General features: G+C 69.1%; 26 protein-coding genes and 1 tRNA gene. 14 read left to right on the top strand and 13 right to left on the bottom strand.

Features of this window, described 5'->3' with window-relative positions:
- The first annotated feature begins 29 nt into the window (after window positions 1-29).
- The 6 genes from H074_RS14105 to H074_RS14125 all read left to right on the top strand — a co-directional run bounded on the left by H074_RS14105 (window position 30) and on the right by H074_RS14125 (window position 5,686).
- A complete protein-coding gene (locus H074_RS14105; protein WP_007030722.1) occupies window positions 30-533 on the top strand; it encodes a GbsR/MarR family transcriptional regulator in 504 nt (167 codons plus the stop codon).
- Window positions 534-624: 91 nt separating this feature from the next.
- On the top strand, window positions 625-1,350 hold the full coding sequence (locus H074_RS14110) for an SGNH/GDSL hydrolase family protein (RefSeq protein WP_007030723.1): 726 nt from the start codon (window positions 625-627) through the stop codon (window positions 1,348-1,350).
- Window positions 1,351-1,466: 116 nt separating this feature from the next.
- On the top strand, window positions 1,467-1,634 hold the full coding sequence (locus tag H074_RS40990; protein ID WP_167333168.1) for a hypothetical protein: 168 nt from the start codon (window positions 1,467-1,469) through the stop codon (window positions 1,632-1,634).
- Window positions 1,635-1,964: 330 nt separating this feature from the next.
- The gene (locus H074_RS14115; protein WP_007030724.1) at window positions 1,965-2,570 is read left to right on the top strand and encodes an RNA polymerase sigma factor; all 606 of its coding nucleotides are present in this window, start codon (window positions 1,965-1,967) and stop codon (window positions 2,568-2,570) included.
- Window positions 2,567-3,046: a hypothetical protein gene (locus H074_RS14120; RefSeq protein ID WP_007030725.1), complete on the top strand. Its 480-nt coding sequence runs from the start codon at window positions 2,567-2,569 to the stop codon at window positions 3,044-3,046. Before H074_RS14115 ends, H074_RS14120 begins: the two co-directional genes overlap by 4 nt.
- 111 nt (window positions 3,047-3,157) lie before the next feature.
- A complete protein-coding gene (locus H074_RS14125) occupies window positions 3,158-5,686 on the top strand; it encodes a CHAT domain-containing protein (protein WP_007030726.1) in 2,529 nt (842 codons plus the stop codon).
- A gap of 40 nt (window positions 5,687-5,726) precedes the next feature.
- Here the strand turns inward: H074_RS14125 and H074_RS14130 are convergent, their stop codons facing one another.
- Window positions 5,727-6,170, bottom strand: a complete 444-nt coding sequence (locus H074_RS14130; RefSeq protein WP_007030727.1) for an SRPBCC family protein — start codon at window positions 6,168-6,170, stop codon at window positions 5,727-5,729.
- A 49-nt stretch (window positions 6,171-6,219) separates the two neighbouring features.
- On the opposite strand from H074_RS14130, the gene H074_RS14135 reads away from it, so the two are divergent.
- Window positions 6,220-8,184, top strand: coding sequence for an FUSC family protein (locus H074_RS14135; RefSeq protein WP_007030728.1), 1,965 nt, complete (start codon window positions 6,220-6,222; stop codon window positions 8,182-8,184).
- A 3-nt stretch (window positions 8,185-8,187) separates the two neighbouring features.
- On the opposite strand, the gene H074_RS14140 is transcribed toward H074_RS14135, so the two are convergent.
- The gene (locus H074_RS14140) at window positions 8,188-8,811 is read right to left on the bottom strand and encodes an AAA family ATPase (RefSeq protein ID WP_007030729.1); all 624 of its coding nucleotides are present in this window, start codon (window positions 8,809-8,811) and stop codon (window positions 8,188-8,190) included.
- 89 nt (window positions 8,812-8,900) lie between these two features.
- Between H074_RS14140 and H074_RS14145 the strand changes: the two genes are divergently transcribed.
- From H074_RS14145 to H074_RS14155, 3 genes are all read left to right on the top strand, one after another.
- Entirely contained in the window at window positions 8,901-9,239 is a 339-nt protein-coding gene (locus H074_RS14145; RefSeq protein ID WP_007030730.1) for a hypothetical protein, read from the top strand.
- Window positions 9,240-9,441: 202 nt separating this feature from the next.
- Window positions 9,442-10,368, top strand: a complete 927-nt coding sequence (locus H074_RS14150) for a TauD/TfdA dioxygenase family protein (protein ID WP_007030731.1) — start codon at window positions 9,442-9,444, stop codon at window positions 10,366-10,368.
- A 49-nt stretch (window positions 10,369-10,417) separates the two neighbouring features.
- On the top strand, window positions 10,418-10,648 hold the full coding sequence (locus tag H074_RS14155; RefSeq protein ID WP_007030732.1) for an antitoxin: 231 nt from the start codon (window positions 10,418-10,420) through the stop codon (window positions 10,646-10,648).
- A gap of 69 nt (window positions 10,649-10,717) precedes the next feature.
- Here H074_RS14155 and H074_RS14160 read toward each other — a convergent pair whose 3' ends face one another.
- The 5 genes from H074_RS14160 to H074_RS14180 form a co-directional block, all read right to left on the bottom strand.
- On the bottom strand, window positions 10,718-11,671 hold the full coding sequence (locus H074_RS14160) for a prephenate dehydrogenase (protein WP_039922378.1): 954 nt from the start codon (window positions 11,669-11,671) through the stop codon (window positions 10,718-10,720).
- 48 nt (window positions 11,672-11,719) lie between these two features.
- Window positions 11,720-13,738 carry an NADPH-dependent 2,4-dienoyl-CoA reductase gene (locus H074_RS14165; protein WP_007030734.1) on the bottom strand — a complete coding sequence of 673 codons (2,019 nt, stop codon included), beginning with the start codon at window positions 13,736-13,738 and terminating at the stop codon, window positions 11,720-11,722.
- A 9-nt stretch (window positions 13,739-13,747) separates the two neighbouring features.
- On the bottom strand, window positions 13,748-14,284 hold the full coding sequence (locus tag H074_RS14170) for a PadR family transcriptional regulator (protein ID WP_007030735.1): 537 nt from the start codon (window positions 14,282-14,284) through the stop codon (window positions 13,748-13,750).
- A gap of 221 nt (window positions 14,285-14,505) precedes the next feature.
- The gene (locus tag H074_RS14175) at window positions 14,506-15,354 is read right to left on the bottom strand and encodes an SAM-dependent methyltransferase (protein WP_007030736.1); all 849 of its coding nucleotides are present in this window, start codon (window positions 15,352-15,354) and stop codon (window positions 14,506-14,508) included.
- A gap of 27 nt (window positions 15,355-15,381) precedes the next feature.
- On the bottom strand, window positions 15,382-15,849 hold the full coding sequence (locus tag H074_RS14180) for a MarR family winged helix-turn-helix transcriptional regulator (protein WP_007030737.1): 468 nt from the start codon (window positions 15,847-15,849) through the stop codon (window positions 15,382-15,384).
- A 142-nt stretch (window positions 15,850-15,991) separates the two neighbouring features.
- Here H074_RS14180 and H074_RS14185 point away from each other — a divergent pair, with 142 nt between their 5' ends.
- Together H074_RS14185 and H074_RS14190 are read left to right on the top strand one after the other, a co-directional pair.
- The gene (locus tag H074_RS14185; protein ID WP_007030738.1) at window positions 15,992-16,939 is read left to right on the top strand and encodes an alpha/beta hydrolase; all 948 of its coding nucleotides are present in this window, start codon (window positions 15,992-15,994) and stop codon (window positions 16,937-16,939) included.
- Between the two features lie 136 nt (window positions 16,940-17,075).
- The gene (locus tag H074_RS14190; protein WP_007030739.1) at window positions 17,076-18,293 is read left to right on the top strand and encodes an alpha/beta hydrolase; all 1,218 of its coding nucleotides are present in this window, start codon (window positions 17,076-17,078) and stop codon (window positions 18,291-18,293) included.
- A 241-nt stretch (window positions 18,294-18,534) separates the two neighbouring features.
- Here the strand turns inward: H074_RS14190 and H074_RS14195 are convergent, their stop codons facing one another.
- Together H074_RS14195 and H074_RS14200 are read right to left on the bottom strand one after the other, a co-directional pair.
- On the bottom strand, window positions 18,535-19,377 hold the full coding sequence (locus H074_RS14195; protein WP_007030740.1) for an oxygenase MpaB family protein: 843 nt from the start codon (window positions 19,375-19,377) through the stop codon (window positions 18,535-18,537).
- Window positions 19,378-19,422: 45 nt separating this feature from the next.
- The gene (locus H074_RS14200) at window positions 19,423-20,343 is read right to left on the bottom strand and encodes a serine hydrolase (RefSeq protein ID WP_007030741.1); all 921 of its coding nucleotides are present in this window, start codon (window positions 20,341-20,343) and stop codon (window positions 19,423-19,425) included.
- 132 nt (window positions 20,344-20,475) lie between these two features.
- Here H074_RS14200 and H074_RS14205 point away from each other — a divergent pair, with 132 nt between their 5' ends.
- Window positions 20,476-21,072, top strand: a complete 597-nt coding sequence (locus H074_RS14205; protein WP_007030742.1) for a DUF4383 domain-containing protein — start codon at window positions 20,476-20,478, stop codon at window positions 21,070-21,072.
- A 1-nt stretch (window position 21,073) separates the two neighbouring features.
- Here H074_RS14205 and H074_RS14210 read toward each other — a convergent pair whose 3' ends face one another.
- From H074_RS14210 to H074_RS14220, 3 genes are all read right to left on the bottom strand, one after another.
- A complete protein-coding gene (locus tag H074_RS14210) occupies window positions 21,074-22,060 on the bottom strand; it encodes a lipoprotein (protein WP_007030743.1) in 987 nt (328 codons plus the stop codon).
- A gap of 82 nt (window positions 22,061-22,142) precedes the next feature.
- Window positions 22,143-23,516, bottom strand: coding sequence for a nitrosuccinate lyase (locus H074_RS14215; protein ID WP_007030744.1), 1,374 nt, complete (start codon window positions 23,514-23,516; stop codon window positions 22,143-22,145).
- Between the two features lie 25 nt (window positions 23,517-23,541).
- Window positions 23,542-24,081 carry a DinB family protein gene (locus H074_RS14220; protein ID WP_007030745.1) on the bottom strand — a complete coding sequence of 180 codons (540 nt, stop codon included), beginning with the start codon at window positions 24,079-24,081 and terminating at the stop codon, window positions 23,542-23,544.
- 99 nt (window positions 24,082-24,180) lie between these two features.
- Between H074_RS14220 and H074_RS14225 the strand changes: the two genes are divergently transcribed.
- Window positions 24,181-24,253, top strand: a tRNA-Lys gene (locus tag H074_RS14225).
- 213 nt (window positions 24,254-24,466) lie between these two features.
- Here H074_RS14225 and H074_RS14230 read toward each other — a convergent pair.
- The gene (locus H074_RS14230) at window positions 24,467-24,727 is read right to left on the bottom strand and encodes a hypothetical protein (RefSeq protein ID WP_007030746.1); all 261 of its coding nucleotides are present in this window, start codon (window positions 24,725-24,727) and stop codon (window positions 24,467-24,469) included.
- Window positions 24,728-24,767: the final 40 nt, after the last annotated feature.

A 24,767-nucleotide genomic window follows, 5' to 3' on the forward strand; every position in this document is an offset into this window, starting at 1 on the left:
CTCTGGGGTGGGTAAGAGAGGATGTGCTCATGACGACGACGCCTGAGAGTGCTTCGAGCACCCAGAGAGACGAGGACGCCGTCCGCCGTTACGTGGAGCACCTGGGCCTCACGCTCTCCCAGATCGGGATGCAGCGGATGCCCGCCAGGGTGTTCGCCGCGTTGATGACCACCGACGCCGGTCGCCTCACCGCGGCCGAACTGGCCGATCAGCTGTCGGTGAGCCCGGCCGCGATCTCGGGGGCCGTGCGGTACCTGGAGCAGATCGGGCTGGTCGCCAAGGAGCGCGAACCCGGCTCACGCCGCGACCACTACCGGCTCTTCGACGACCTCTGGTACGCCACCTTCATGAAGCGCGACCGCATGATCACCATGTGGCGCGACGCGGCCGACGAGGGCGTTTCGGCGCTGGGCGAGGACACGCCGGCGGGTGAGCGGGTCGCCGAGATGCGGGACTTCCTGAGCTTCATGATCAAAGAGCTCAACGACATGTACGCGAAGTGGCACGAGATGCGGGCCGAAAAGGGCAGGTAGGTCAGAGGGTCTCGTGAGTGGCTAGGACGGTTCTAACCGTCCTTACCACTCACGAGGCCAGCGCGATCGAACGCGGAAGTAGAGTCGCGGCGTGATCAGCCGTGCGGTGGTGCTCGCCCCGATCCTGCTCGCGCAAGCCGTGCGGGTACGCCGTACGACGCCCAGGTTGCCGGGTGCCGCTGGCCCGGTGACCGGTCTCGTGGCGGGCGACGGCCGCCCGATGCGGCTCGCGGTGCTCGGCGAGTCCACTGTGGACGGCGTCGGCGCGGCGACGCACGCCGAGGCACTGACCGGACGGCTCGCGGACGAACTCGCCCGGGACGGCCGCGCGGTCGCCTGGCAGGCACTCGGCAAGACCGGGGCCAACGCGCGCGTGGTGCGCGAGGAACTGCTGCCGCTGCTCGAACCCGCCGACCTCGTGGTGATCGCGCTGGGCGTCAACGACACGATCGAACTGCATTCGGCCACGCGCTACCGGCGTGACCTGCTCGACCTGATCGTTTCCCTGCGACGCCGCGTGGGACATGTCCCGGTGGTGCTGGCGGGCGTGCCGCCGATGGGCCGGTTCCCCTCACTGCCGCGTCCGCTGCGGGACGTCCTCGGCGCGCGGTCGGCCGTCCTCGACGCCGCGGCCGCGCGGCTGGCGTCGCTGTCCGGCGTCGTCCACGTCCCGATGCCCGCCGCGATGCTGGACCCCGCCACCTTCGCCGAGGACCGCTTCCACCCCGGTCCCGAGGGCTACCGGCGCTGGGCCGAGCAACTCGCGGACGTGAGCCGTCAGCTACTCAGCGACACCATTTCGTGGCAAAAACGCTGATCAGGTCACCCGACTGCCACAGATTAAGAAATTTCTGTGAAAAAGCTGGCTCTGCGTGTATCTGGTGGCAGCCTCGTTGCGTCCTATGGAGCAGTCGAGGAAATGAGGGACACCCGATGACGACCGAGACCCATACCGCGCCCGTCGACGACGAGGCCACGGCCACCGAGGACCTCGAAACAACCCCGAAGCCGAAGCCGATCACGGCGCCGGTCCCGCCCCGTCCCGGCACGAGCCCGGACGGCAACTGGGAGCCGAACGGCACCAACCCGCCGGTGAACTGAACTAACACAGACAGGTGATGTCCGGAGGCCGAGGGGGCCTCCGGGCATCACCTCCGGGTGCTCCTTCGGGGGAGGGGGACGCCCGGACGCGGGCCCGTTGGGGAGCGGGCCCGGGGGGAGGGAAAAAGGACCGGCCGGTGCGCAGTCCACACCTACTCGCGCCGGCCGGTGCCTTTGTCCTTCGCCCCAGACCGAGGGGGACGACCGAAACTCGACAAAAAAGTTAGTGACTTGATGTATCCCAGAGCCTCTTGCACGCTCCTTCTCCCCGAAGGGCCCGCGATACTGCCAGCGCCGACACGAAGACACGTCCGAAGTGGGGCAGATACGGTGACCGACGTGCAAACGACCGAGGTAGACCCGCCATGGGAAGGACTGACCGGTGCCGACCTGCATGCCGCCTGCATGCGCGCGGCGCGGGCCGGTGACCGCCAGGCGATGGACAGACTTGTGCACGAGCTGACCCCGCTCGTGTGGCACGTCGCGCGCGCGAACGGGCTTGATCGCCTGACCGCCGAGGACGTGGTCCAGACGGTGTGGCTCGCCCTGTTCAGCCAGCTCGAGAAGCTTCGTGACCCCAAGGCGCTCGCCGCCTGGTTGATCACCACCACCAGACGTGAAGCACAGCATCCCTTCGGCCGCCGCGCCCAGCCTGTCCCGCTGACCGACGAGCTGGCCGAAAGCATGGAGAGCACGCACCCGGCCCCCGAGGAGGAAGCCGTCCGCGCCGACCGGGATCGCCGGGTCTGGCGCGCCTTTCTCCGCCTGCCGCACCGCTGTCAGCAGCTCCTTCGGCTGACCGTGCTGGCCGGGCGGGCCGAATACCAACTGGTCGCCGAAGCACTCCGTATGCCGCGCGGAAGTGTCGGCCCGACCAGGGGCCGTTGCCTCGAATCGATGCGCGACCTGCTGGCCCACGAAGGGGGAAGCCGATGAACGACCTCGGGACGCCGGGGGAGATGACCTCCCCGGGCGATGAGGCCTTGCTCGCCGATATCGGGCGCTTCATGGACGAACTGGACCCGCCACCGGGAGACCTGGTGCAGCGGGTTCAGTTCGCGCTCGCACTCGAAAACCTCGACGTCGAGGTCGCCCGCTGGGAACGGATGGACGCCACGGCAGGTGTTCGCGGCAGCGACACCGGCACGATCACCTTCACCGTCAGCGACCTGACCGTGATGATCAACCTGACCAAGATCGGCAAGAAACACCGGATCGACGGCTGGCTCGTGCCCGCCGGCGAGTACGGAGTGGAGGTTCGCGTCGCCGAGCACGGCACGAGTTCCACCACCGCCGACGAGGGAGGCCGGTTCGTGCTGGACAACGTTCCCCAAGGAACCACCCAGATCGTGATCCACCTCGGTGACGTGACCTGCCGACGGACCGTCGTGACCCCGACAGTGGTGCTCTAACCGGACGGCTGTTCCGTTATGCGGCGCGGGTGTGCTCCCATAGTGCGTGTGCCCGCGCAGCTTCCTGTCGTTGATTCCGTAGCCGAGGCCGCGGACCTCCATCGTCAGGCGATGGCCGCCGCCGCCGACCACGGCCCGGGCGCCGCGATCAGGCTGTTGCAACGCGCTTTGTCCTGCCTCGGGCCAGTGGAGGCCGCCGGGCCGGAACGGCTGGAGATCCGGGTCAGAGTGCTGATCAGCCTCGCCGCGGCAGAGGCCGAGGTCCTGTCCCAAGAGGACGGATTCGCTCGGCTGGACGAGGCGGAGCGAGTGCGGCTTTCGCTGCCGGAAAGCGAAACCCGGCGGTTGCTGCGGTTCACCGTCGTCCTGCAGCGCGCCGTCGTCCTGATGCGGATCGGGAGACTGGAGGAGGCGCTCGCGCTCTACGACGCGGTGCTTCCCAGCCTGGTCGACGAGGTCGAGGACCACAGCCTGCTGCTGACCCGGAACATGATGAACCGGGCGTGGCTGCATCTCCAGATGACCAATCCCGACGGTGCCTACAAGGATCTGAGCGGCGCGCTGGACATCGCGGTCAAGTACGGCCATCGCCGCCTCGAAGGGAAGATCCGGCACAACCTGGGTGATCACGCCCAGTTGCTCGGCGACATCCCCGAAGCGCTCCGGCACTACGAGCAGGCGGCCTCGATCTTCGTCACCGACGGGCCCGGTTCGCTGCCGCTCGTCCGGCTCGACCAGGCGAAGGCCCTGCTCACCGCCGGGCTCGCCGAGGAGGCGGCGCGACATCTCGACGATGCGATCCCCGAACTCCGCGGCAACGGCGCGCACCATCTCGTCGCGGAAGCGGAGGTCGCGCGGGCCGGGGCCGCCATCCTGGAGGGTGACCACGTTCTCGCGAAGAAGCTCGCGACGTCCGCGCGGCGGAGCTTCCTGCGGCGTGGCAACGGCCGCTGGGCGGAGATCGCCGAGTTGACCAGGCTTCGCGTGGACGCGGTGAAGGTACTGGCGGACCGCGAGAAGAAGCCGTCCGCGAAACTGCCGGAGCGGCTGGCCGATCTCGCCATCCGATTGGCCGGGCTGGGTCTGCGCGACGAAGCCGGCGCGGCCAGGATGTTCGCGGTGCGGCTGCTGATCCGCCGCGGCGAGACGGTCGCCGCGCAGGAACTCCTGGCGCAGGTACCGAAACCGCGGCAGACCACGCCGATCGACCACCGGATGCAGCTGCGGTTGTGCCGGGCAGAACTCGCCGTGGCGTCCCACCGGCCGCGTTCGGCGCTCGCGCAGGCACGGGCCGGGCTGGCGGAACTCGGGCAGATCCGCGACCGCATGGGCGGGCTCGACCTCGTCTGCGGGACCGCGGCGCACGGCGAAGAGCTGGGCAAACTCGCGCTGACGCTGGTGCTCAAGAAGGCGAGGCGCAGCGGCGCCGGGGCGAAGAGCCTGTTCGCGTGGCTGGAACGCACACGCGCGCAGGTGTACCGCTACGAACCGCTCCCGGTCATCGAGGACCCCGCGCTCGCCCGGCACATCAACGAAATGCGGCACGTGCAGGGGACGATCCAGGCGCGGCGGTTGTCCGGTGAACCGGTGGGGAAGCTCGAGGAACGCTACGCCCGCCTTCAGCGGGAGGCGACGCGGCTCGGGTGGTACACCAGCCAATGGGGTCGTCCGCGGCCCGTCTCGGCACCCGAAGAGGTGGTCGAGCGGCTCGGCGATCGGGTGCTGGTCAGCCTGATGGGGTACCGCGACACCCTGTACGCGGTGGTCGTCGACCGCGGCCGGTTCCGGCTGCTGAGGCTGGGTCCGCTCGCGGAGATCGTCGAGACCGCGCGGCAGTTGCACGCGGACCTCGACGCGCTCGCCCCCGACAACCTGCCCGCGCCGCTGGTCGAGGTCGTCACCGGTTCCGCGCGGCGCCGGGCGGACAAGCTGGACCGGCTGATCTCCGCGTCGCTGGCGAAGACGCTGGAGAACCGCGAGCTGATCATCGTGCCGATCGGCTCGTTGTACGCGCTGCCCTGGGGCGCTTTGCCGTCGCTGCACGGACATCCGGTGTCGATCGCGCCGTCGGCGACCGCCTGGGTGACCGCGTCCGGACGGCGGAACTCCGGTCCGGTCCTGCTCGCCGGCGGACCCGGTGTACCGGGTTCGGTCGGTGAGGTGCGGAACCTGCGGGCCGTGTATCCGCAGGCCCGGCTCGTCGACGGGAAGGACGCGACCAGCGAAACCGTACTGTCCGCTTTGGACGGTTCCGGAATGGCGCACCTGGTCGCGCACGGCGCGCACGAACCGGCGAACGCGCTGTTCTCGCGGCTGGAGCTCGTCGACGGCCCGTTGTACGCGCACGAAACCGCCCGGCTCGCGAAGCCGCCGGAACGGGTGGTGCTGGCCGCGTGCGAACTCGCGATGAGCCACATCCGGCCCGGTGAGGAGGCGCTCGGATTCGCCGGGACCCTGCTCGCCGGCGGCTCGCGGACGCTCATCGGCGCGATCGCGCGGGTCGGCGACAAGGCCGCCGCCGACGCGATGGCCGACCTGCACCGGCGGCTCGCCTCGGGGACCGCGCCCGCCTTGGCGCTCGCCGAGGCGACCGCCGCCGATCCGCTGCGGCGCCCCTTCCTTTGCCTCGGCGCCGGCTGACCTCGTGAGTGGTGCGGACGGTTAGAACCGTCCTCGCCACTCACGAGGCGCGTTCGGCGTGTTTCACGAGGCGAGTGGCCAGGATCGAGATCACGGTGCGCAAAGCCGTGCGGACGGCGGCGCCGGTGCCGGGCAGCGGCTCGGTGAACCGGCCGGTCCAGCGCAGATCCGTGCCACCGGAAACGTTCGGCGTGAACGAGACCTCGGCACGGTAGTCCTTCAGCAGCGCGAGGCCCGCGAAGCCATAGACGTGCTTTCGGTCCTGTTCGTACTCCAGCGTCTCTTCGTGGAGATACACCGGCCACAGGCCGACGGCCCGTACGGCGCCCACCCCGTCCGCGTCCGGTTCCCGCGCCCAGCGCGAGTGGAACACCACCGGCTTCGCCCATTCCGACCAGCGGGAACCGTCGGCCTCCAGCGCGAACAGGGAAGCGGGCGAGGCGCTGCTCGTCCGGTTGACCTCGAAGGAGTACGTCTTGCCCATGTGGCGACGATAACCGCTTCGAACGCCACGGATAAGTCAAGATAGGGGCGTGAGCACGACGCGCCGCGAGATCGCCGCACCGCATTGGCTGGTGCAGCTGCTCCGCAGCACACCGGTTCCCATTCCGTGGAACATGGTCGCCCGCGCCGTCGTCGCCCTCGCGGTCCCGCTGGCCGTCGGCTACGCGCTCGGCGACATCGGCGTCGGCGCGCTCGTCTCCACCGGCGCCCTGCCCACCGTCCTCTCCGAATCCGCTGGCCCGTACCGCTACCGCGCCCGGCGGCTGGGCGGCGCCACCGCGGCGGCCGGCCTCGGCTACTTCGCCGGGCTGATCACCGGCGGGATCCCGGCCGCGTCCATCCCGGTCGTCGTCGGGGTCGCGGCGGTGTCCGCGCTGATCAGCGCGGCAGGCAGCAACGCGTCGGTCGCCGGACTCCAGATGTTCGTCTTCTACGTGCTCGGCACCGGTCAGCACGTCACCGGCCTGCGCGTCGAAGTCCTCCTCGGCTACTTCTGCGCCGGCGCCGCCTGGAGTCTGCTGATCGCGCTCGCCACCTGGACCTTCCGCGCCACCAGCCCCGAACGCGGCGCCGTCGCGCACGTCTACGTCGAACTCGCCGCGATGCTCTCCGCGACCGACGAAGCCACCTCCCGCGTCGCGCGGCACCAGCTCACCACCGCGATGAACACCGCGTACGACCGGCTGCTCACCGCGCGGTCCTGGCTGTCGGGCCGCGACGCCACGTACCGCCAGTTGCTCAACCTGCTCTCGGCCAGCACCCCCGCCGTCGAGGCGTCGGTCGCGATGGTCAACGCCGGCCGCCGTGCCCCGGACGACGTGATCGACCACTTCATCGCGACTTCGGCCGCCGTACTCGCGAACCAGGAGTTGCCGGAGCCTCCCGAAGCGCCCGAAGACGCCGACCCGGTTCTCGCCGCGCTCTACGCCGGACTCGCCCGGATAGGCAAGGGCGACAACCGGAAACGGCGTGAGATCCAGCCGTGGCACAAACGCCTTCGCGGCTGGGCGGGATCGCTCGTCTCCGGCCCGCTCACCTGGTTCGCCGCGCTCCGCCTCACGCTGTGCGTCGCGATCGCCGAAGTCGTCGCGCTGCTCGTCCCGTTCGAACGCTCCTACTGGATCACGCTCACCGTCGGCATCGTCCTCAAACCGGACTTCGGCTCGGTCTTCGGTCGCGCCGTGCTGCGCGGCATCGGCACGGTGATCGGCGTGGGCATCGGCGCGGCCGTCCTCGCCGCGGGCGGCGAGGGCTGGCTGCTGGTCCTGCTGATCGCCGTGTTCGCGGGCGGCGTCGCGGTCGGCAAGGTCCGCAACTACGGGATCCTGAGCGCCTTCGTGACGCCGCTGATCATCCTGCAGATGGACCTCGCCAGCACCGGAAGCTGGGACGTCGTGCTCGCGCGGCTCGTCGACACCGTGCTCGGCTGCGCGATCGTCCTGCTCTTCGGTTACCTGCTCTGGCCGGGCAGCCGACGGCCACAGGTCGGCGGACGGCTCGCCGACAGCCTCGACAGCCTGGTGCGATACGTCGACAAGGGCCTCGTGCTCGCGCCGTCGGGTGAAGCCCGGCTGGAACGCTCACGCGCGCGCCGCCGCGCCTACCGCGCGCTGGCCGACCTGCGGACCGCGTTCCAGCAGGTCGTCGTCGAACCCTCCGCCGCCGGACGGCAGGCCGTCGCCTGGTGGCCGGTGATCGCCGGACTCGAACGCGTCGCCGACGCCGTCACCGAGGTCGGCGTCACCCTCGGCCGCGGCGCTCCCGCCCCCGGCGAGGCCGACATCGCCCTGCTGACGGCCGCCCTCGCCGAACTCGCGGCCGCCGTCCGCGAAGAACGAGACCCGGCGGAGATGCCGATGCCAGACAGTGCGCAGCTGTCCGGCGTCGTCGACCAGATCGGCGCCGCCTTCGACGCCGTGCGCGGCCCCGACCTCGTCGAACGCGCGCCGCTGCGGCTGGTCCGGCGGTTCCTCCCGTACCACCGTCGCGCCTGAGCGTCAGTCGAACCGGATGTGCTTGACGCTCGTCCATTTGCGACGGACGAAGCCCCGCAGCGCGCTGTCCGTGTTCGGTTGGAGCGACAGCCCGGCCGACGCGGCGATCCGGTCGGCGACCCGCGCGACGGTGAGCGTGTCCGTATGGATGTGTTCGCCGAATTCCGCGCCGCTCAGCCGGTCCAGGCAGAGGTCGAGCTTCGACACCGCGAAACTTTCGCGTTTCGGCGGCACGCCCTTTCGCCGCACGGAATGGACGATGCCCCGTTCGCTCAGCCGTCGCAGCACGGTTTCGCGTCCGGCCAGCAGCGCGAAGTGCCGGACGTCGTGCCCGCGCTCCCTCAGCTTGCCGACGATCTCCTCGAAGTACCGGGGCTCCACCAGCGTCATCGGCACGATCACCGGACCGTCCTGCTTGCCGAGCACCAGGTCGAGCACCTCGAAAACACCCTGGCGCCACGCGGCGAGGTCCTGGAAGTCGCCGCGCAGCCGCGGCGGCATCATCCGATGCAGGCCGAAGCCCGCGACCTCCGGATCGGACAGGAAGCTGCCGGGCAGGCGCCGATGCAGTTCGTGCGCGGTCTGCGTCTTGCCACCGCCGAACGGGCCGTTGATCCAGACGAGCATGTCGCCGACCCTAACGTCGTGACCACCCGTACGGGGGAGGGTGAGCATCGTCTCGAACTAATGTTCGAGTTTTCACGCATAATCGACGCATGCTCGACACTGGTGACACGCTGCCGCCGGGGCCGCGTCACCTGCACATGGTCCGGCCCAACCAGCCCGTTTGGGTCGACCTCAGGCTGGTGTACCCGGTCGGCGCGGCGAAGACCCGGCTGCCCGACGGGCTGGATCTGACCGCCACCGTCCCCGGACTGCTGGGGATGTGGCGGGCGACGACGACGGGGCACTGGGTCGGCTGGGTCACCTTCCAGCTCGGTCCGGTCGGCCGGGGCGGCACGACGCACTCGCAGTGGGTGCTGGCCGAGGCGCTGCGGCCGCGCGAGGAGCGGAACACGTGGTCGGGAAGCTTTCCCTCCGAGCGGAGACGGTGATCGTCCCGGCCCGTGGACGAGGTTGACCCTCCTCCCGGCCGCCGCCACCATGAAGACGTGTCCGACATCCGGCAGTCCTCACCGATCCGCTCGGTGGGTGAAGGTGTCGTAGCGCTGTTCCTGCGCCGTGGACGCCTGGGTTCCCCGCCCTCGTAGCCCCTCATCTCGCCAAGTCGTCCGACGGTGGATCCAGGGAGCACGTATGTCCATCGAACTCCGCCCCGCGACCGTCCCCGACGGTGGAATCCTCGAAGGACCGCGCCTGCTGCGGCGCCTGCCGGAAGGCGTCGAAGAGCGCCCTTACGAGCTTTTCGCGCTGCGCCCGCTGGGCCGGGTGATCGGTGCCGAGATCGGCGGCGTCGACCTCGCCCGGCCGCTGACGCCCGCCCTCCACGCCGAGCTGAATCGCGCGCTGCTGGAGTGGAAGGTGCTGTTCTTCCGCGACCAGGACATCACTTCGGCACACCAGCGCGCGTTCGCCGCCAACTGGGGTGAACTGGAGACGAACCCGTTCATCCCGAAGGGGGAGACCGAGGACACCACTCGGTTCACCCGATCGGCGACGATGCCCGCGTTCGAGAACATCTGGCACGTGGACGTCACGTTCCGGCCCGAGCCGGCGCTCGGTTCGGTCCTGCGGCTGATCGAGGTCCCGCCGGTCGGCGGCGACACCATGTGGGCCGACATGGCCGCCGCCTACGACAACCTGCCGGAAGACGTCCGTGATCGAGTCGACGGGTTGACCGCGGTGCACGACTTCATCCCCGGCTTCGACCGCTTCTCCGATTCGGAACTGCTGCTGCGCCACCAGGACGAGTTCCCGCCGGTCGAGCACCCGGTCGTCCGCACACATCCGGAAACCGGCAGGCGAACGCTCTTCGTGAACCAGGCCTTCACGACCCACATCGTCGGCATCGACCGCGACGAGAGCGACAGGCTCCTGCGGTACCTGTTCAGCCGGGCGCATATCCCGGAGTTCCAGGTGCGCTTCAGCTGGCGGCCGGGTTCGGTGGCCTTCTGGGACAACCGCGCCACGCAGCATTACGCCGTCAACGACTACCACCCGTACGCGCGGGTGGCCGAACGTGTCGCCATCGTGGGAGACCGGCCGTTCCGGGCGTCCCCGTGACGGGTGATCGGCGAGGCGTGTTCGCCGGTACCTGTGTGACGATGAGGCCATGGGCATCAACTTCGATGAATTGAAGAACAAGGCCACCGACGCTCTCCGCGAGCACAACGACAAGATCGAGGGCGGCCTGGACAAGGCGGCCGACTTCGCGAAGTCGAAGTTCTCCGGTCACGACTCCCAGATCGACTCGGGTGTCGAGAAGGCGAAGGGGTTCATCAACAAGTTCGACGACACCCCGGACACCCCGCAGAACCAGCAGCAGCCCCCGCAGGGCCAGTAGTCCTTCGCAATTCGGCACCTGCTTGCGATCGTTGCGCGCGCAAGGATCGCAAGCAGGTGCCGAAACGCGTCAGGAGACCTCGCCGATCGCGGTGTCGCCGTCGATCGCCGTGATCCGGCCACCGCGCTCGCCGAGGGCGATCAGGCCGTCCCGCGCGTCCGGGGCGGTGAGGCTGACCCGAACCCCCGCGCGTTCCGCGTCCTTGCTGGCCGCAAACGCTTGCGCACCCTCGTAGCCCGCGTTGACCGTCACCGCCAGACCGCCCGTGGACGCCAGCGAACCCCGCGCGGCACCCAGCCGCCCGAGCGCCTCGTCGACGATCGGCAGCAGCGCGTCCCGGTTGCCCTCGGTCATCGCCCGCACCAGCGCCGGGTTCGACCCGGCCACGCGGGTGCCGTCCGTGTAAGAGCCGGCGGCCAGCGACATCGCCAGCGGGCCGCCCTGCGCGCCGATCGTGGCCAGGATGGCCGCGAAGATATGCGGCAGATGCGAGATCCGCGCCACCGTCTCGTCGTGCGAGTCCGCGGGCAGCGGCACGACGTGCGCGCCGACGTCCAGCACCAGCTGAGCGACCTCCGCCCACGCCGTCAGATCGGTGTCGTGCTCGACGCCCAGCACCCACGCCGCGCCGCCGAACAACGCCGGGTTGCTCGCCTTCCAGCCGGAGTTCGCCGTCCCGGCCATCGGATGCCCGCCGACGAACTTCGCGTACGGCGCGCGGCGCCGGACGGAGTCGAGCACTGAGCCCTTCACGCTGGTCACGTCGGTGAGCACGCAGTGCCCGGCGACCCGCGAAACGGTCCGAAGCACCTCTTCGACCGCGGGCAGCGGCACCGCGAGCACGATCATCGCGTCCCGCTCCGCCGCCTTGCCCAGCGCCGCTTCGACCTGTGTGGTCACGTCGAAACCCGCTCTGCTGGCGGCGTCCGCGTCAGCTTCGGAGGTCGTCGCCCCGAACGTGGTGCGGCCGATCGAATGCGCCGCGCGCAGCAGCGAACCACCGATCAACCCGAGCCCGATCACGCATACGTCCCGCACAAGGGTTCATCCTGCCATCTGCGAGGCCACTCGTCAGAGAACGGCGGCGAGGCGGGTTCCCTGATCGATGGCCCGTTTGGCGTCCAGTTCCGCCGCGACGTCGGCGCCGCCGATCAGGTGCACCGGCAGCCCGGCCGAGCGCAGGTCGTCCACGAGGTCGCGCACCGGCTCCTGGCCCGCGCAGACGACGACGGTGTCCACATCGAGCACGCGCGGCTTGTCACCGACGGTGATGTGCAGGCCGTCGTCGTCGATCCGGTCGTAGGTGACCCCGGTGAGCTGCTCGACGCGTTTGGCCTTCAGCGCGGCCCGGTGCACCCAGCCGCTGGTCTTGCCCAGTCCCGCGCCGATACCGGACTTCTTGCGCTGCAGCAGGAAGACCTGTCGCGGTGACGGCTCGACCTTCCGCTCGGTCAGCCCGCCGGCCGCCCGCTCGGGGTCGGTGACGCCCCATTCGGCCATCCACGCGTCCAGATCGAGCGCGGGGGAGGTGGTGTGCGTCAGGAACTCGCTGACGTCCACGCCGATCCCGCCCGCGCCGATCACGGCGACCTTGCCGCCCACCGGTTTCCCGTGCCGGACGACGTCCACATAGGAAAGAACCTTGGGGTGATCGATGCCGGGGAGCGACGGCACCCGCGGTGTCACGCCGGTGGCCAGCACGATCTCGTCGAACCCGGCGTCGACGAGATCGGCGGCGGTCACGCGCGTGCCGAGGTGCACCTTGACGCCCGTGACCTCCAGTCGCCGCGTGTAATACCGGATGGTCTCCGCGAACTCCTCCTTGCCGGGGATCTTGCGAGCGATCCCGAACTGGCCGCCGATTTCGTCGTCGGCTTCGAAGAGTTCGACCGTGTGGCCGCGTTCGGCGAGGCCGGTCGCGGCCGCGAGCCCGGCCGGGCCCGCGCCGACGACGGCGACGCGTTTGGTCTTCCGCGTGGGCGACAGCGTCAGCGTCGTTTCGTGGCCCGCGCGCGGATTCACCATGCAAGACACCAGTTTCCGCTTGAAAGCGTGGTCGAGGCAGGCCTGGTTGCAGGCGATGCAGGTGTTGATCTCGTCCTCGCGACCGGTCTCGGCCTTCCGGATCCACTCCGGGTCGGCGAGGAACGGCCGCGCCATCGACACCAGGTCGGCGTCGCCGCCGGCCAGCGCCTCCTCGGCGACCTCGGGCATGTTGATCCGGTTCGACGTGACCACCGGGATCCCGACGTGCGGCTTGAGCTTCCCGGTCACCCAGGTGAAGGCCGCGCGCGGCACGGACGTCACGATCGTCGGCACCCGCGCCTCGTGCCAGCCGATGCCGGTGTTGATGATCGTCGCGCCCGCCTCTTCGACCTCCTTGGCCAGCGCGACGACGTCTTCCCAGCGCTGCCCGCCTTCGACGAGGTCCAACATGGACAGCCGGTAGATGATGACGAAGTCCTCGCCGACCGCTTCCCGCGTGCGGCGCACGATCTCGACGGCGATCCGGCGCCGGTTCTCCGCGCTGCCGCCCCATTTGTCGGTGCGCTTGTTGGTCCGCTCGGCGAGGAACTGGTTGATGAAGTAGCCCTCGGATCCCATGATCTCGACGCCGTCGTAGCCCGCTTCCTTGGCCAGGAAGGCACAATCGGCGAACGCGCGGATCTGGCGCAGCACGCCGTACCCGGAAAGGGCCCGCGGTTTGAAGGGGTTGATCGGCGCTTTGACGGCCGACGCGGAAACGCTCAGCGGATGGTAGGAATAGCGGCCCGCGTGCAGGATCTGCAGCGCGATCTTGCCGCCGGCCTCGTGCACCGGATCGGTGAGTTGCTTGTGCGCCTTGGCTTCCGCGCGCGTGGAGAGTTTCGACGCCAGCGGCAGGAGCCAGCCGGTCCGGTTCGGCGCGAACCCACCGGTGACGATCAGCCCGACGCCACCGCGGGCGCGTTCGGCGTAGTACTCGGCCAGTTGCGGGAAATGCGCTTCCTTGTCCTCGAGACCGGTGTGCATCGAACCCATGATCACCCTGTTGCGCAGGGTGGTGAAACCGAGATCGAGGGGGGACAGCAGGTTCGGGTACTGGCTCATCGCTGGTCCTTACGCATCGTGGTGGAATGCCTGGAGGACTTCCTCGAGCCACTCGACGTGGCCCTGTTCGGTTCGGATTCCTCCGCGCAGCACGAGGAACTGATGCAACGACTGTCCACTGAGGACGCTGGGGTCGGGAAAGTCGCGCTTCTCGATCAGCAGGTACGCGTCGAGCTGTGCCGCGTGCGCGTCGCGATGCCGGGTGACCTCGGCGGCGACGGCGGCCGGATCGCCGAGCGCCGCGCCGCGGATCTTCACGGCGAGCTCCCTGGCGGTGGCCGACGGATCGGGTTCGGAGAGCCAGCGGGCCAGTTCGGCCCGCCCCGCGTCGCCGACGGTGTAGACCTTCTTGTCGGGTTTCCCGGACTGCGCGACATGGTCGACGGCGATCCAGCCCGCGTCCTCCATCCGCTTGAGGACGCGGTAGATCTGCTGGTGGGTGGCGGTCCACCACAGTCCGATGGACTTCTCGAAGCGACGCGTCAGCTCGTAGCCCGAGCCGGACCGCTCGGACAGCGAAACCAGGATCGCGTGCTCCAATGCCATGCACCTAGTTTCATATGCACCTAGTTGCACTGCAAGAGGGCATGAGGCAGGTCACAGCACCGAAAGGTCTCCCCAAGGGCGCTCAGCGCCCGACGGAGACTTCACCCGCGCGCCTCTTTTGGCCGAAGGCCCCGAAAATCTTTTGTAGGGCGCCCTTCAGATCACGCTCGCGGTTTGTGTTCCGGCGCCCTGCGGAAGGTTTTCGGCAGCGCGCGGCAACGTTACGGCTTGCGGGCGATACCGCCGATGACGCGGGACTCCGAGGGGGACGCGGCGAAGATCGTCTTCTCGTCCGGGTGCCACGCCGGCGCGTAGACCAGGCCCGGCTCCAGCAGCGGCCAGCCGCCGAAGAACCGCCGGAACTCGTCCATGGTGCGCAGGAAACCGGGGTTCGTCGTGGTCTCGTAGTACTCGAGGATGTCGAGCAGCGCCTGTCGTTCCTCGTCGTTGGCCGGGTTCTCGTTGGTCATCTGCGAAAGCACCAGCAGTGAACCCGGTGCGAGCCGGTCACGGTAGAAGTCCAGCAGCCCGTCGGGGTCCTGCTCGTCCTTGATGAAGTGCATGACCGCGTTGACCACGAGCGCGATCGGTTCCTGGACGTCGATGATGCCGGAGTCCATCACCCGGTTCCAGAGGTCCTCGGGGTCGAACAGGTCCGCGGCGATCGCGTGATGGCGGTCCGGGTCGGCGGTGTCGGCGAGCAGCAGCGTCGAATGCGCGAGCGCGATCGGCTCGTTGTCGATGTAGAGGACGTGCGTGTCCTCCTGTGGCCGCGCCTCGTCGGCGACTTCGTGCACGTTGCCCGCCGTCGGCAGCCCGGAACCGATGTCGACGAACTGCCGGACGCCCAGCTCCGCGCAATGCCGCACGGCCCGGCCGAGGAACTGCCTGCTGGTCTTGCAGTAGTCGCCCATGAGCGGCAGGCGCTGGCGCACCTTCTCGGCGAAATCGCGATCGATGGCGTAGTGCGTGTCGCCGCCGATGAAGTAGTCGTAGACCCGGGCCGCGGACGGCCGGTCCAAGCTGTTCTCGACGGCCCTGAGCGCCGCGTCGTGATCGATCATCGTCATCCCTTTGTCCGCGCCGGAAATCCCATGCTAACCGGCCGGGACGTAGGCCTCGCGGTAGGCGTTCACGGATTCTGTCAAGCGATCGAGCTCCGCGCGGGTGCGGGCGAGACCGGCGGCGTCGAGGCCCATCGCGTCGCCGATGATCTTCGGGATCCCGCTCGCGCGCTCCCTGAGCCGGGCGCCGTCCTCGGTCAGGCTGATGCGAACGGACCGCTCGTCGTCGGCCTGCCGGACGCGCTGGACCAGTCCGGACCTCTCCAGTCGCTTGAGCAGGGGCGACAGCGTGCCGGAGTCGAGGTTGAGCACGGTGCCGAGTTCCTTGACCAGCCGCTCGTCCTCTTCCCAGAGCGCGAGCATCACCAGATACTGCGGATAGGTCAGGCCCAGATCGTCGAGCACCACGCGATAGAGCGCGGTCACGGCCCGCGATGCCGCGTAGAGCCCGAAGCACAGCTGATCGTCCAGGCACAGCGATCCGGTGTTGTCCGTCGGCATCGGTCCTCCTCGTCCCATGGTGCGTCGATCATGCCGCAGGCCGCCACTTGAGTGGGCAAGGTCTCCTTGGGTGCAGTTTAGTTGTGCACAACTGAATTGCGAGCTACATTCAGTCCATCGACTTCGGATCCAGGAGGCAGAAATGACCGCCAACCCGCACAACCTGGCCCTCGAGCCGGCCGCGCAGGCCTTCGTCGAGGCCACCGCCAACCCGCCGTTCCTCTTCCAGCTGCCGCCGGAAGAAGGACGCAAGGCCGTCGACGAGGTCCAAGGCGGCGACGTCGAACTGCCCGCCGCGGACGTCGAGACCACGCACGTCGACGGCGTCGAGGTCCGCATCGTGCGCCCGCGGGGCGTCACCGGTCCGCTGCCCGTGATCGTCTACATCCACGGCGCCGGCTGGGTCTTCGGGAACTTCCGCACCCACGAGCGCCTGGTCCGCGAGCTCGCCGTCGGTGCGGGCGCGGCGGTCGTCTTCCCCGAATACGACCGCTCGCCGGAGGCGCGCTACCCGGTCGCCATCGAGCAGAACTACGCCGTGGCGAAGTGGGTCGCCGAGCACGGCGCCGAAAACGGGCTCGACAGCACGAAGATCGCGATCGCCGGCGATTCCGTCGGCGGGAACATGACCGCCGCGCTCACGCTGCTCGCGAAGCAGCGCGGCGACGTCGCCTTCCGTCAGCAGGTGCTCTTCTATCCGGTCACCGACGCGAACTTCGACACCGAGTCCTACCGGCGGTTCGCCGAGGGCTACTTCCTCGCCCTCGACGGCATGAAGTGGTTCTGGGACCAGTACACGACCGAGCCGGCGCAGCGCGCGGAAATCACCGCGTCGCCACTGCGCGCGAGCCTTGACGAGCTGGCAGGCTTGCCGCCCGCGCTGGTGATCACCGCCGAGGCCGACGTCTTGCGCGACGAAGGCGAGGCGTACGCCGCGAAGCTGCGTCAGGCCGGAGTACCGGTGACGGCCGTGCGGTACCAGGGCATCGTCCATGACTTCGTCATGCTCAACACGCTGCGCGAGACGCACGCCGCGGAAGCCGCGATCAAGCAGGCGATCGGGGTGCTGCGCACCGCTCTCGAAGGCTGAGTAGCCTGGGCCACGGTTTGTCCAGGGTGACACGCGTCACCCTGGACAACACTTCCCGGTGGTCGCACGTCTCTTGACCCAGATGTGGGAAGTGCGGTGCGGGGGCGTGCCGCGGCCGGAGAGGGACACGATCGCCATGGGACTGGGACTGAGTGCCATCCGGCTCGATTCCACACTGAACCTCGTCATCGTCGTGGTGCTGACGCTGCTCGCGATCATCGCCGTGCCGTTCCTCTGGGAACGCTGGCGCCGCAAGGTCCTCGGCCGCAGCGCCACGATCCTCGTCGCGGTGGTGCTGGTCGTGGTCAGCACCGGGATGGGCGGGAACATGATCGGCGGGTTCTTCCCGACGGTCGGCGCCCTGTTCGGCACCGGCGTGTACTCGGGGGAGAGCGTCGACGCCGTCGCCGGTCAGAACGGCTCGGACCTCGACAAACTGCGCGATGCCGGGGCGATGCGGGCCAAAGAGGGCAAGGGCTCCGTCGTGCACATGACGGTGACCGGCAAGCGCACCGGGCTCACGCGTGACGTCTCGGTGTACTTCCCGCCCCAGTACTACGATCCCGCGTACCGGTCGCTCAAGTTCCCGGTCATCGAATGGATCCCGAACTACCCGTCCGGCCCGGAAGTGGTCACCGGTCCCTACGAGATGCCCGCCAAACTGGACGCGGCCATCGCGAAGCACGTCCTCCCGCCGACCCTGGTGATCATCCCGGATCCGACTGGGAAACCGAAGGTCGGCCATGACACCGAGTGCATCGACGAGGTCAACGGGACCGCCAACGACACCTACCTGAGCGCGGACATCCGCGACTGGGCGATCGAGAGACTCGGCGCCAACCCGCAGCGCAAGGCGTGGACGATGGCGGGCTGGTCCTCGGGCGGCTACTGCGCGATGAACCTGGTGACCAGGCATCCGCAGTGGTACGGCCAGGCGGCGAGCGTCAGCGGCTACTACAAGGCATCGGTGGACGCGGAGACGGAGAACCTGTTCAAGGGCAGGCAGGACATCGCCGACGCGAACACGGTCACGGTGAACCTGCAGAAGCACCCGTCGCCGGTCGACATCCTCGCGATCGCGGGGGACAAGGAAAACTTCGAGAGCTTCTCGATCGACCAGATCCAGGCGGCCGTCCGCGCGCCCGCGACGCTTTCGTCGTGGCGGATCCCCGATGCCGGGCACAACATGAACACCTTCAAGGCGCAGGTGCCCGACGTGCTGGCGTGGATCGGCGCGCGGACCGTGCCGCCGTGCGCGCCGCAGGACAAGAAGATCATCACCAACGGTGGGGTCACCCCGTGGTCCTTGCCCAACACCGGCGCCAAGGGCGCGCTGGTCGACGTCGTCGAGTAGTTATTGAGGGGTAAGGCAAAGGTGGCGGACCGTGGTGGGGCTCGTGAGTGGTAAGGACGTTGCTGAGGGGTAGGGCGAACGTGTCGTGCCGGGCGAGGTGTGAGCTTTCCCGGCCTCGGACGATGAGCGGGTCTCGAGCGCCTCGCCCGGGACACTCACCGTCTCGAACGTGGCGCTCGGGACTCACGCCCATGGCCGCTCACGAGGCCCACCACCAGGGCGCGCCCCTTTGCCTTATCTCTCAATAACCGCGCTTGGCGCGATAAGCCTTGGGGTACAAGCGAAGCCGGTCGGGAACTCGGTTCCCGGCCGCTCTCGCGACCGCTCCCAGCCGCCGGAGACGCCGCTCGTCCGCGTTTGTCCACTTGAGACCAAGGTGGTCGCGGAGCGCTCGGGGCAGCAGGCCGATCGCGCACAGTGTCAGTACGTTCCCGCCCGCCGGGCGGACGGGACGCCACAAGACCTCCGGCAAGAACCACCACGGCGGCGGTGGGATGTCCCGCATGGTGATCGAGCGGAGTAGTTCTCGTACCGTGTGGTTGTCCTCGAGCCTGTTCGCGACAACGTCGTCGAAGTAGGCCTCGAACCCTTCGAGGTCCTCCGGCATGTGGTGATCACGGAGGCCGAGTAGCAGGCCGAGACGTCGCCATTCCGCGTAAAATGCTCGTTTTTCCTCACGGGACAAGGGGTGTACGAAGATCTCCCGCATGCGGACGGTTGTCCAGAACGTCGAGCCGTGCACCCACCAGTAGGCCTCGGGGTTCAGTGCGTGATAGCGCTCGCCGTGATGGTCGATACCCTTGAACGCCTTGTGCATCTCGCGGAGCCGCTCGGCCTCCGCGATCGCCTCCCGGCCACCGAAAACCTGTGACAGCAAGGAATCGATGGTCCGGTCGAGGCGGCCCCATGGATCTTCGGTGAAGTTCGAATGGTCGTGCACGCCGGCGCCGATCACCGGATGCGCGACCTGCAGCAGCAACGCCGTCCCCGCGCCGAGCAACAGCCTCCGGTCGCCGACCACTTGCCAGGCAACGGAATCAGGGCCGAGCGGGGTCACGGCGGGTAAGCGGGCTTCGGTGCTCATGACGACCTCCCGGGAGAGCGGCGTATCGCCACTGTCCCACCTTGTTTACAGGCCGTCAATAATAGGAAGCAGTGCCTTCACCACCTCGGTAATCCGTCTGCCGGCGCCCGCGTAGGTGGTCGACGTCGGTTGAGAGGTCAGTACGACGACGATGTAGCGATCGTCTTCGCCGACGGTGCCGGAGCTGTGCAGGATGCGGGAGCCGCGGCAGCACGCCCAGCCCTGCTTGATCGACCATGGAAGGGAGCCGACGGCGTCCGGGATGCCGAAGTACTGCCGGATCCCGTCGGAACCGCTCTCCGTCGCGCCGCTCAACGCCCGCATGATCGTCGTCCGTGTCCCCGCGCCTGCCTGGTCCAGCAGGTAGCGGTAGATCTTCGCGATGTCCGCGGCGGTGATCCGGGTGTCACCCCAGCGGCCGGGATCCTCGGGCGGACGCGTGCCGCCGAGGCCGATCTTGGCCGCCCAGCGGGTGACGATGGCGGGTCCGCCGTGGGCCGACCACAGCCTGCCGGCGATGTCGTCATCGCTGACCGAAAGCATCCGCTGCACGGTGCCCGTCGATGTGCCCGCCTGAAGCGCTTCGAGCGCGATGAGGAGCTTCACAAGTGACGCCGAGGTGTAGGAACGTTCTGCTTTAAGGGAAACCGTGTTCTTCTCGGCGGTGCGGTCGTAGACGACCACGCTCACCTGTCCGCCGGGCACGAGGTCCGCGAGGGCCTGGGTATCGACGGACTTCGGCGGCCCCGGTGCCTCCGGTGCTTTCGAGGACGGCGGTGCCTTCGAGGACGGCGGGGCCGGGGATTCGACCGGTTCCGGTCGGGATTCGACGGTCATCACCGTGGCCCTCGACGCCGCGTCCGCGACCGCCGCCGGACCGGGACGCGACGGCGGAATCAGCGCCATCGCGAGGATGGCCCCCAGGCATAGCCCCACCAGGAGGACGACTCCGCTCACCTTGCCCACACGACTTGTTGACCGGACCACCCGTTCGTGTTCACGGTTACGCCGTTCGGACGCGGCGGTTTGCCCGGGAGGACCCCGGGGTATCCGGTCCCCAAGCGTGAATTCAGGTCGCCAACTCTGGGAGGCGGAGCAATGGCACGTGCACAACGCGCTCGTATCCGGACGGCGGGTCTCCAGCCCGCGCAGGTCCTGGTCGGGCTGTCGAGCCTGGCTTTCCTGGTGTTCGGGATCGTGGGCTTCACCAGGACCGGGTTCGCCGATTTCGTCGGCCGCAGCGACGCGACCGTGCTCGGATTCTCGGTGAACCCTCTCTACAACCTCGGGTTCGTCCTGCTGGGCGCGATCGGTCTGCTGCTGACCTTCGGGTCGGGCCGGTCCCGGGTCTTCGGTCTCCTGACGTTCGTCGCCTTCGGGGCACTGTTCGTCTGGGGTCTGATGATCGCCGGGACCGTTTCGACGAATCCGGTCTCACAGGCGGGAAACCCGTTCAACCTCAACGGGCCGGACAACTGGCTGCACCTCGGCCTCGCCGCGCTCGGGCTGGTGATCGCGTTCCTGCCCGCGCGGCACAAGGTGCTGCTGCCGGAGGACGAAGAGGAGACCGTGGTGGCGGACCGGGCCGACAGCGCCACGGTCGTCGAACCTCTTCCTGACGCTTCGCGACGGCCGAAGCATGAGAAAGGCCCGGCCGTCACTCGGGAAGAGCGACCGCCGGGCCTCGCCCACTAGATCAGTATCCGTATTGCGAACCACCGGACTGGGCGGGAGCGCCCTCCTTCTCGGGGGCGGCGTTCCCGCTCTGTGCGGCCTTGTCCTTCACCGGCGCTTTGCTCTTGCAGCCGGCGGGCTCGATGACGAACCAGGTGCCGCCGACGCCGTGACCGTTGGCCTCACCGGCTGTGTCCTTGGCGTAGCGATAGACGGCCCACCCGCCGACGGTGACCTGCGTGGTGCCGTCCGCGCGCTTCACCTTGCCGAGCAGCTTCGAGTCGATGCCTTCGAGCTGGACGTCGCCCTCGGCGAGCACCGGCGGCCAGGCTTTCGCGCAGTCACCGTTGCAGGTCGGCTGCTTGTTCTTCTTGTCCTTGGTGAACATGTACAGGGTGAAACCGTCCTGATCCACAATGGCCGGTCCGATGCCGTCGACATTGCTCGCGACCAGCTTGGTGGCGCCGTCCTTCTGCTCAGCCGGAGCCTCCTTCGCCGCCTGGCCCGCCTTGCCGCCCTTGGCGTTCGCGGCGTACCAAGTGCTGCCGACGCCCTGCCCCTTCGTCTCGCCCGCCTTGGTGTCCTTGGCGTAGCGGTAAAGCGCCCAGCCGCCGACGGTGACCTGCTTGCGGCCGTCGGCGCGGGTCACTTCGCCGACCAGGGCCTGATCCACGCCTTCGACCTGGACGTCGCCCTCGGCCAGCACCGGCGGCCAGGCCTTCGCGCAGTCACCGTCGCAATTGGACTTCGGCGGCTTCGCGCTGTCCTTGTCGAAGCGGTACAAGGTGAACCCGTCCTTGTCGACGAGCACCTGGCCGAGATTCCCGGCTTCGGCCACGGCCACCTTGGTCTCGCCCTTGGCCGCGGGGGCGCTCCCGCCCGCCCCGGCCACCGCGGCGGCGGGAGCGATGGCGGGGGCCACCGCCTCGGTGCCGCCGGAGCAGGCCGACAGCACCACCAGGCCCGCGGCCGCGGACGCCGCCGCGACGACGAAACGCTTGCGAAGCATGGGATTTCTCCTTGTTCGTAGGGGTTCCGCGGCTTGGCGCGGTGAGCTTGTACCCCCTACACGGAGCCGGTGCGGGACCGGTTCAAGGAGTTTTCGGATTTTCTTCGCGGGCCTCCAGCGCGGCGTCGGTGAGCATTCCGGCCGAGCCGGTGTAGTTCGCGGGCTCCAGCAGGTCGGCGAGGGATTCCGCAGGGAGCACTCCGGTTATCTCCGGCATGTCGGAAAGCACCTCGCCGAGGGCCTTGTCCTGCTCCAGGGCGAGCTTGGACGCGTGCCCGAGGACCTCCTTGGCCCGCGCCTTGCCGAGCAGCGGGGCGAGCACGGTCGAAAGCCGCTCGGAGACGATCTGGCCGTGCGTGAGGCCGAGGTTCTCGCGCATGCGTTCGTCGTTGACGACCAGGCCGCGGGCGAGTTCGGCCGCCGTGTGCGCGGCGCCGCCGGTCAGGCGCAGGCATTCGCGCAGCAGCTGCCACTCGGCGTGCCACGCGCCCGCGGACCGTTCGTCCTCGGAGACCATGGCCTGGGTGACGCCGGTGGCCAGCACCGGGACCTGCAGCGCGGCCGAACGGATCAGCGTCGCGAGCACCGGATTGCGTTTGTGCGGCATCGCCGAGGAACCGCCGCGGCCCTCACCCGCGGGTTCGGTGACCTCCCCGACCTCGGTGCGCGTCAGGAACTGGACGTCGACCGCGATCTTCCCGAGCGCGGCGGCGGTGAACGAGAGGGCGGCCGCGAGGTCGGCCGTCGGGGTGCGGAGAGTGTGCCAGGGGAGCGTGGTCTCGGCTAGACCGGTTTCCTCGGCGAAGGCCATCTGCAGCCGCTGCGGATAACCGTCGGGCAACTCGGCGAGGCGCGCGTGCTCGGCGTACGCGGCCCTCGTGCCCGCGGCGCCTCCGAGTGAGACCGGCAGGACGACACGGTTCAGCCTGTCGAGCGCGTCGAGCGTGAGCCGTCGCCAGCCCGCCGCCTTGAGTCCGAACGTGGTCGGAACCGCGTGGGCGGTGAGGGTGCGCCCGGCCATGGTCGTGTCGCGATGCGCGCGGGCGAGATCCGCCAGCGCGTCCGCCGTCGACTCGAGGTCCGCGGTGACCAGCGCCCGAGTCCGCGCGGCGACCAGCATCATCGCGGTGTCGAAGATGTCCTGGCTGGTGGAGCCGCGATGGACGTACTCCGTCCCGGCCGCCTCGCTCAGCTCCTTGATCAATCCCACGACCGGGTTCGCCGTCTCACGAGCCGCCCGCGCCAAGGCGACCACGTCGATCTCGGCCGACGCGGCCGCATCGGTGATCGCCTCCGCGGCGGCCCGTGGGATCAGCCCGGTGCGGGCCTGCGCCCTGGCGAGCGCCGCCTCCGTGTCCAACAGGGCCCGCAACCAGGCGAGATCACCCGTCGCCGCCTCGGCGGGCGTGCCGGCGCGGACCGGGGACAGGAGGCCGGAATCGGGATCGGCGTTCATCGGCCCAGCATCGCACTCCGAGGTTTCAGTGGCCTGTCCTCCCGTCGATGCGCTCGCGCAGCAGGTCGGCGTGGCCGTCGTGGCGCGCGTACTCGGCGATGTGACGTGTCAGCAGCCACCGCAGCGAGAACGGCTCCCCGTCGCGGCGGCTCGTGCCCGTGTCGTCGAGCGACGCGGCCGCCACGATCTCCCGCGACCGCGCGCACTCCTCTCGCCAAGCCGCCCAAGCGGCCTCGACGTCACCGCCGGTGTCCTCGAAGTCCTGCTCAGGCCATTCGTCGGAGTAATAGAGCATCGGGACGTCCTCGCCCGCGAACTGCAGGCGGAACCACCAGCGCTCGGTGCCCGTGAGGTGCCTGAGCAGCCCGTGCAGCGACATGCTCGACGGCTCCACCGCCCGCAGCGCCATCTGCTCCGGCGTCAGACCCTGGCACTTGAGCTCGAAGGTGCGACGATGCCAGTCGAGAGTGGACGTCAGGATCTCGCGCTCGCTCGCCACGCGCGGAGGCTCCGGCCGGTCGCCTTCCCAACCTGCCGAGTAGTTCTCGTCGGGGATCGTTTCCATGCCCTTCACCGTGGCAGAGACCCCCGACAATTCCGTGGCGTTCCGGCGGCGGCCCCGCCATCCTGGTGGTCGACGGCGGTCTACTAGACTCGGCCGCACGGGCCGTTAGCTCAATTGGTAGAGCTGCGGACTTTTAATCCGTAGGTTCTGGGTTCGAGCCCCAGGCGGCCCACTCTTTCGCCTGGCCCACGTGTGGTGGGCCACCCCGGGGCAAGATCTTATCCCCGGTTTCCGGGTTCACCGGTTCATCCAGCAGACTTTCGAGCGCCTTCGCTGGTAGATCCCGTTCGGCCGGTGGTGCGGGGCGACCACACCCTCGTCACCAGGACGGTGCTCGCGCCGGACAGCGCGAAAGATCGACGTGAGCCGCTGAGCCTCGTCGTGTTCAGGCGCCGAGGCGGTTGTAGATCCGGCTGGCCAGGGAGGCGGCCAGTCGGTTCAACGGGTTCCAAGGTTCATCGAGCGCGAACCGCCCGAGTAGTTCCGCCGCGGCGTAGGCCTCGGCCTCCGAGAGCAAGGTCGCCCGCCGGTCCAGGAGCCCCTGCTCGACCAGCCGTGTCAGCGCTTCGGCGTACTCGTCCAGGTCGCGCACCTGGTCCAGGCCGTATCGCTCGTCGAGCGAATCCCCCGTGAGGTCGTCGTTCATGGTCGTCTCCCCCTTCTGTCGCCACCCGTCCCACACGCCG

The organism is Amycolatopsis decaplanina DSM 44594 (genome assembly GCF_000342005.1).
GTDB lineage: Bacteria > Actinomycetota > Actinomycetes > Mycobacteriales > Pseudonocardiaceae > Amycolatopsis > Amycolatopsis decaplanina.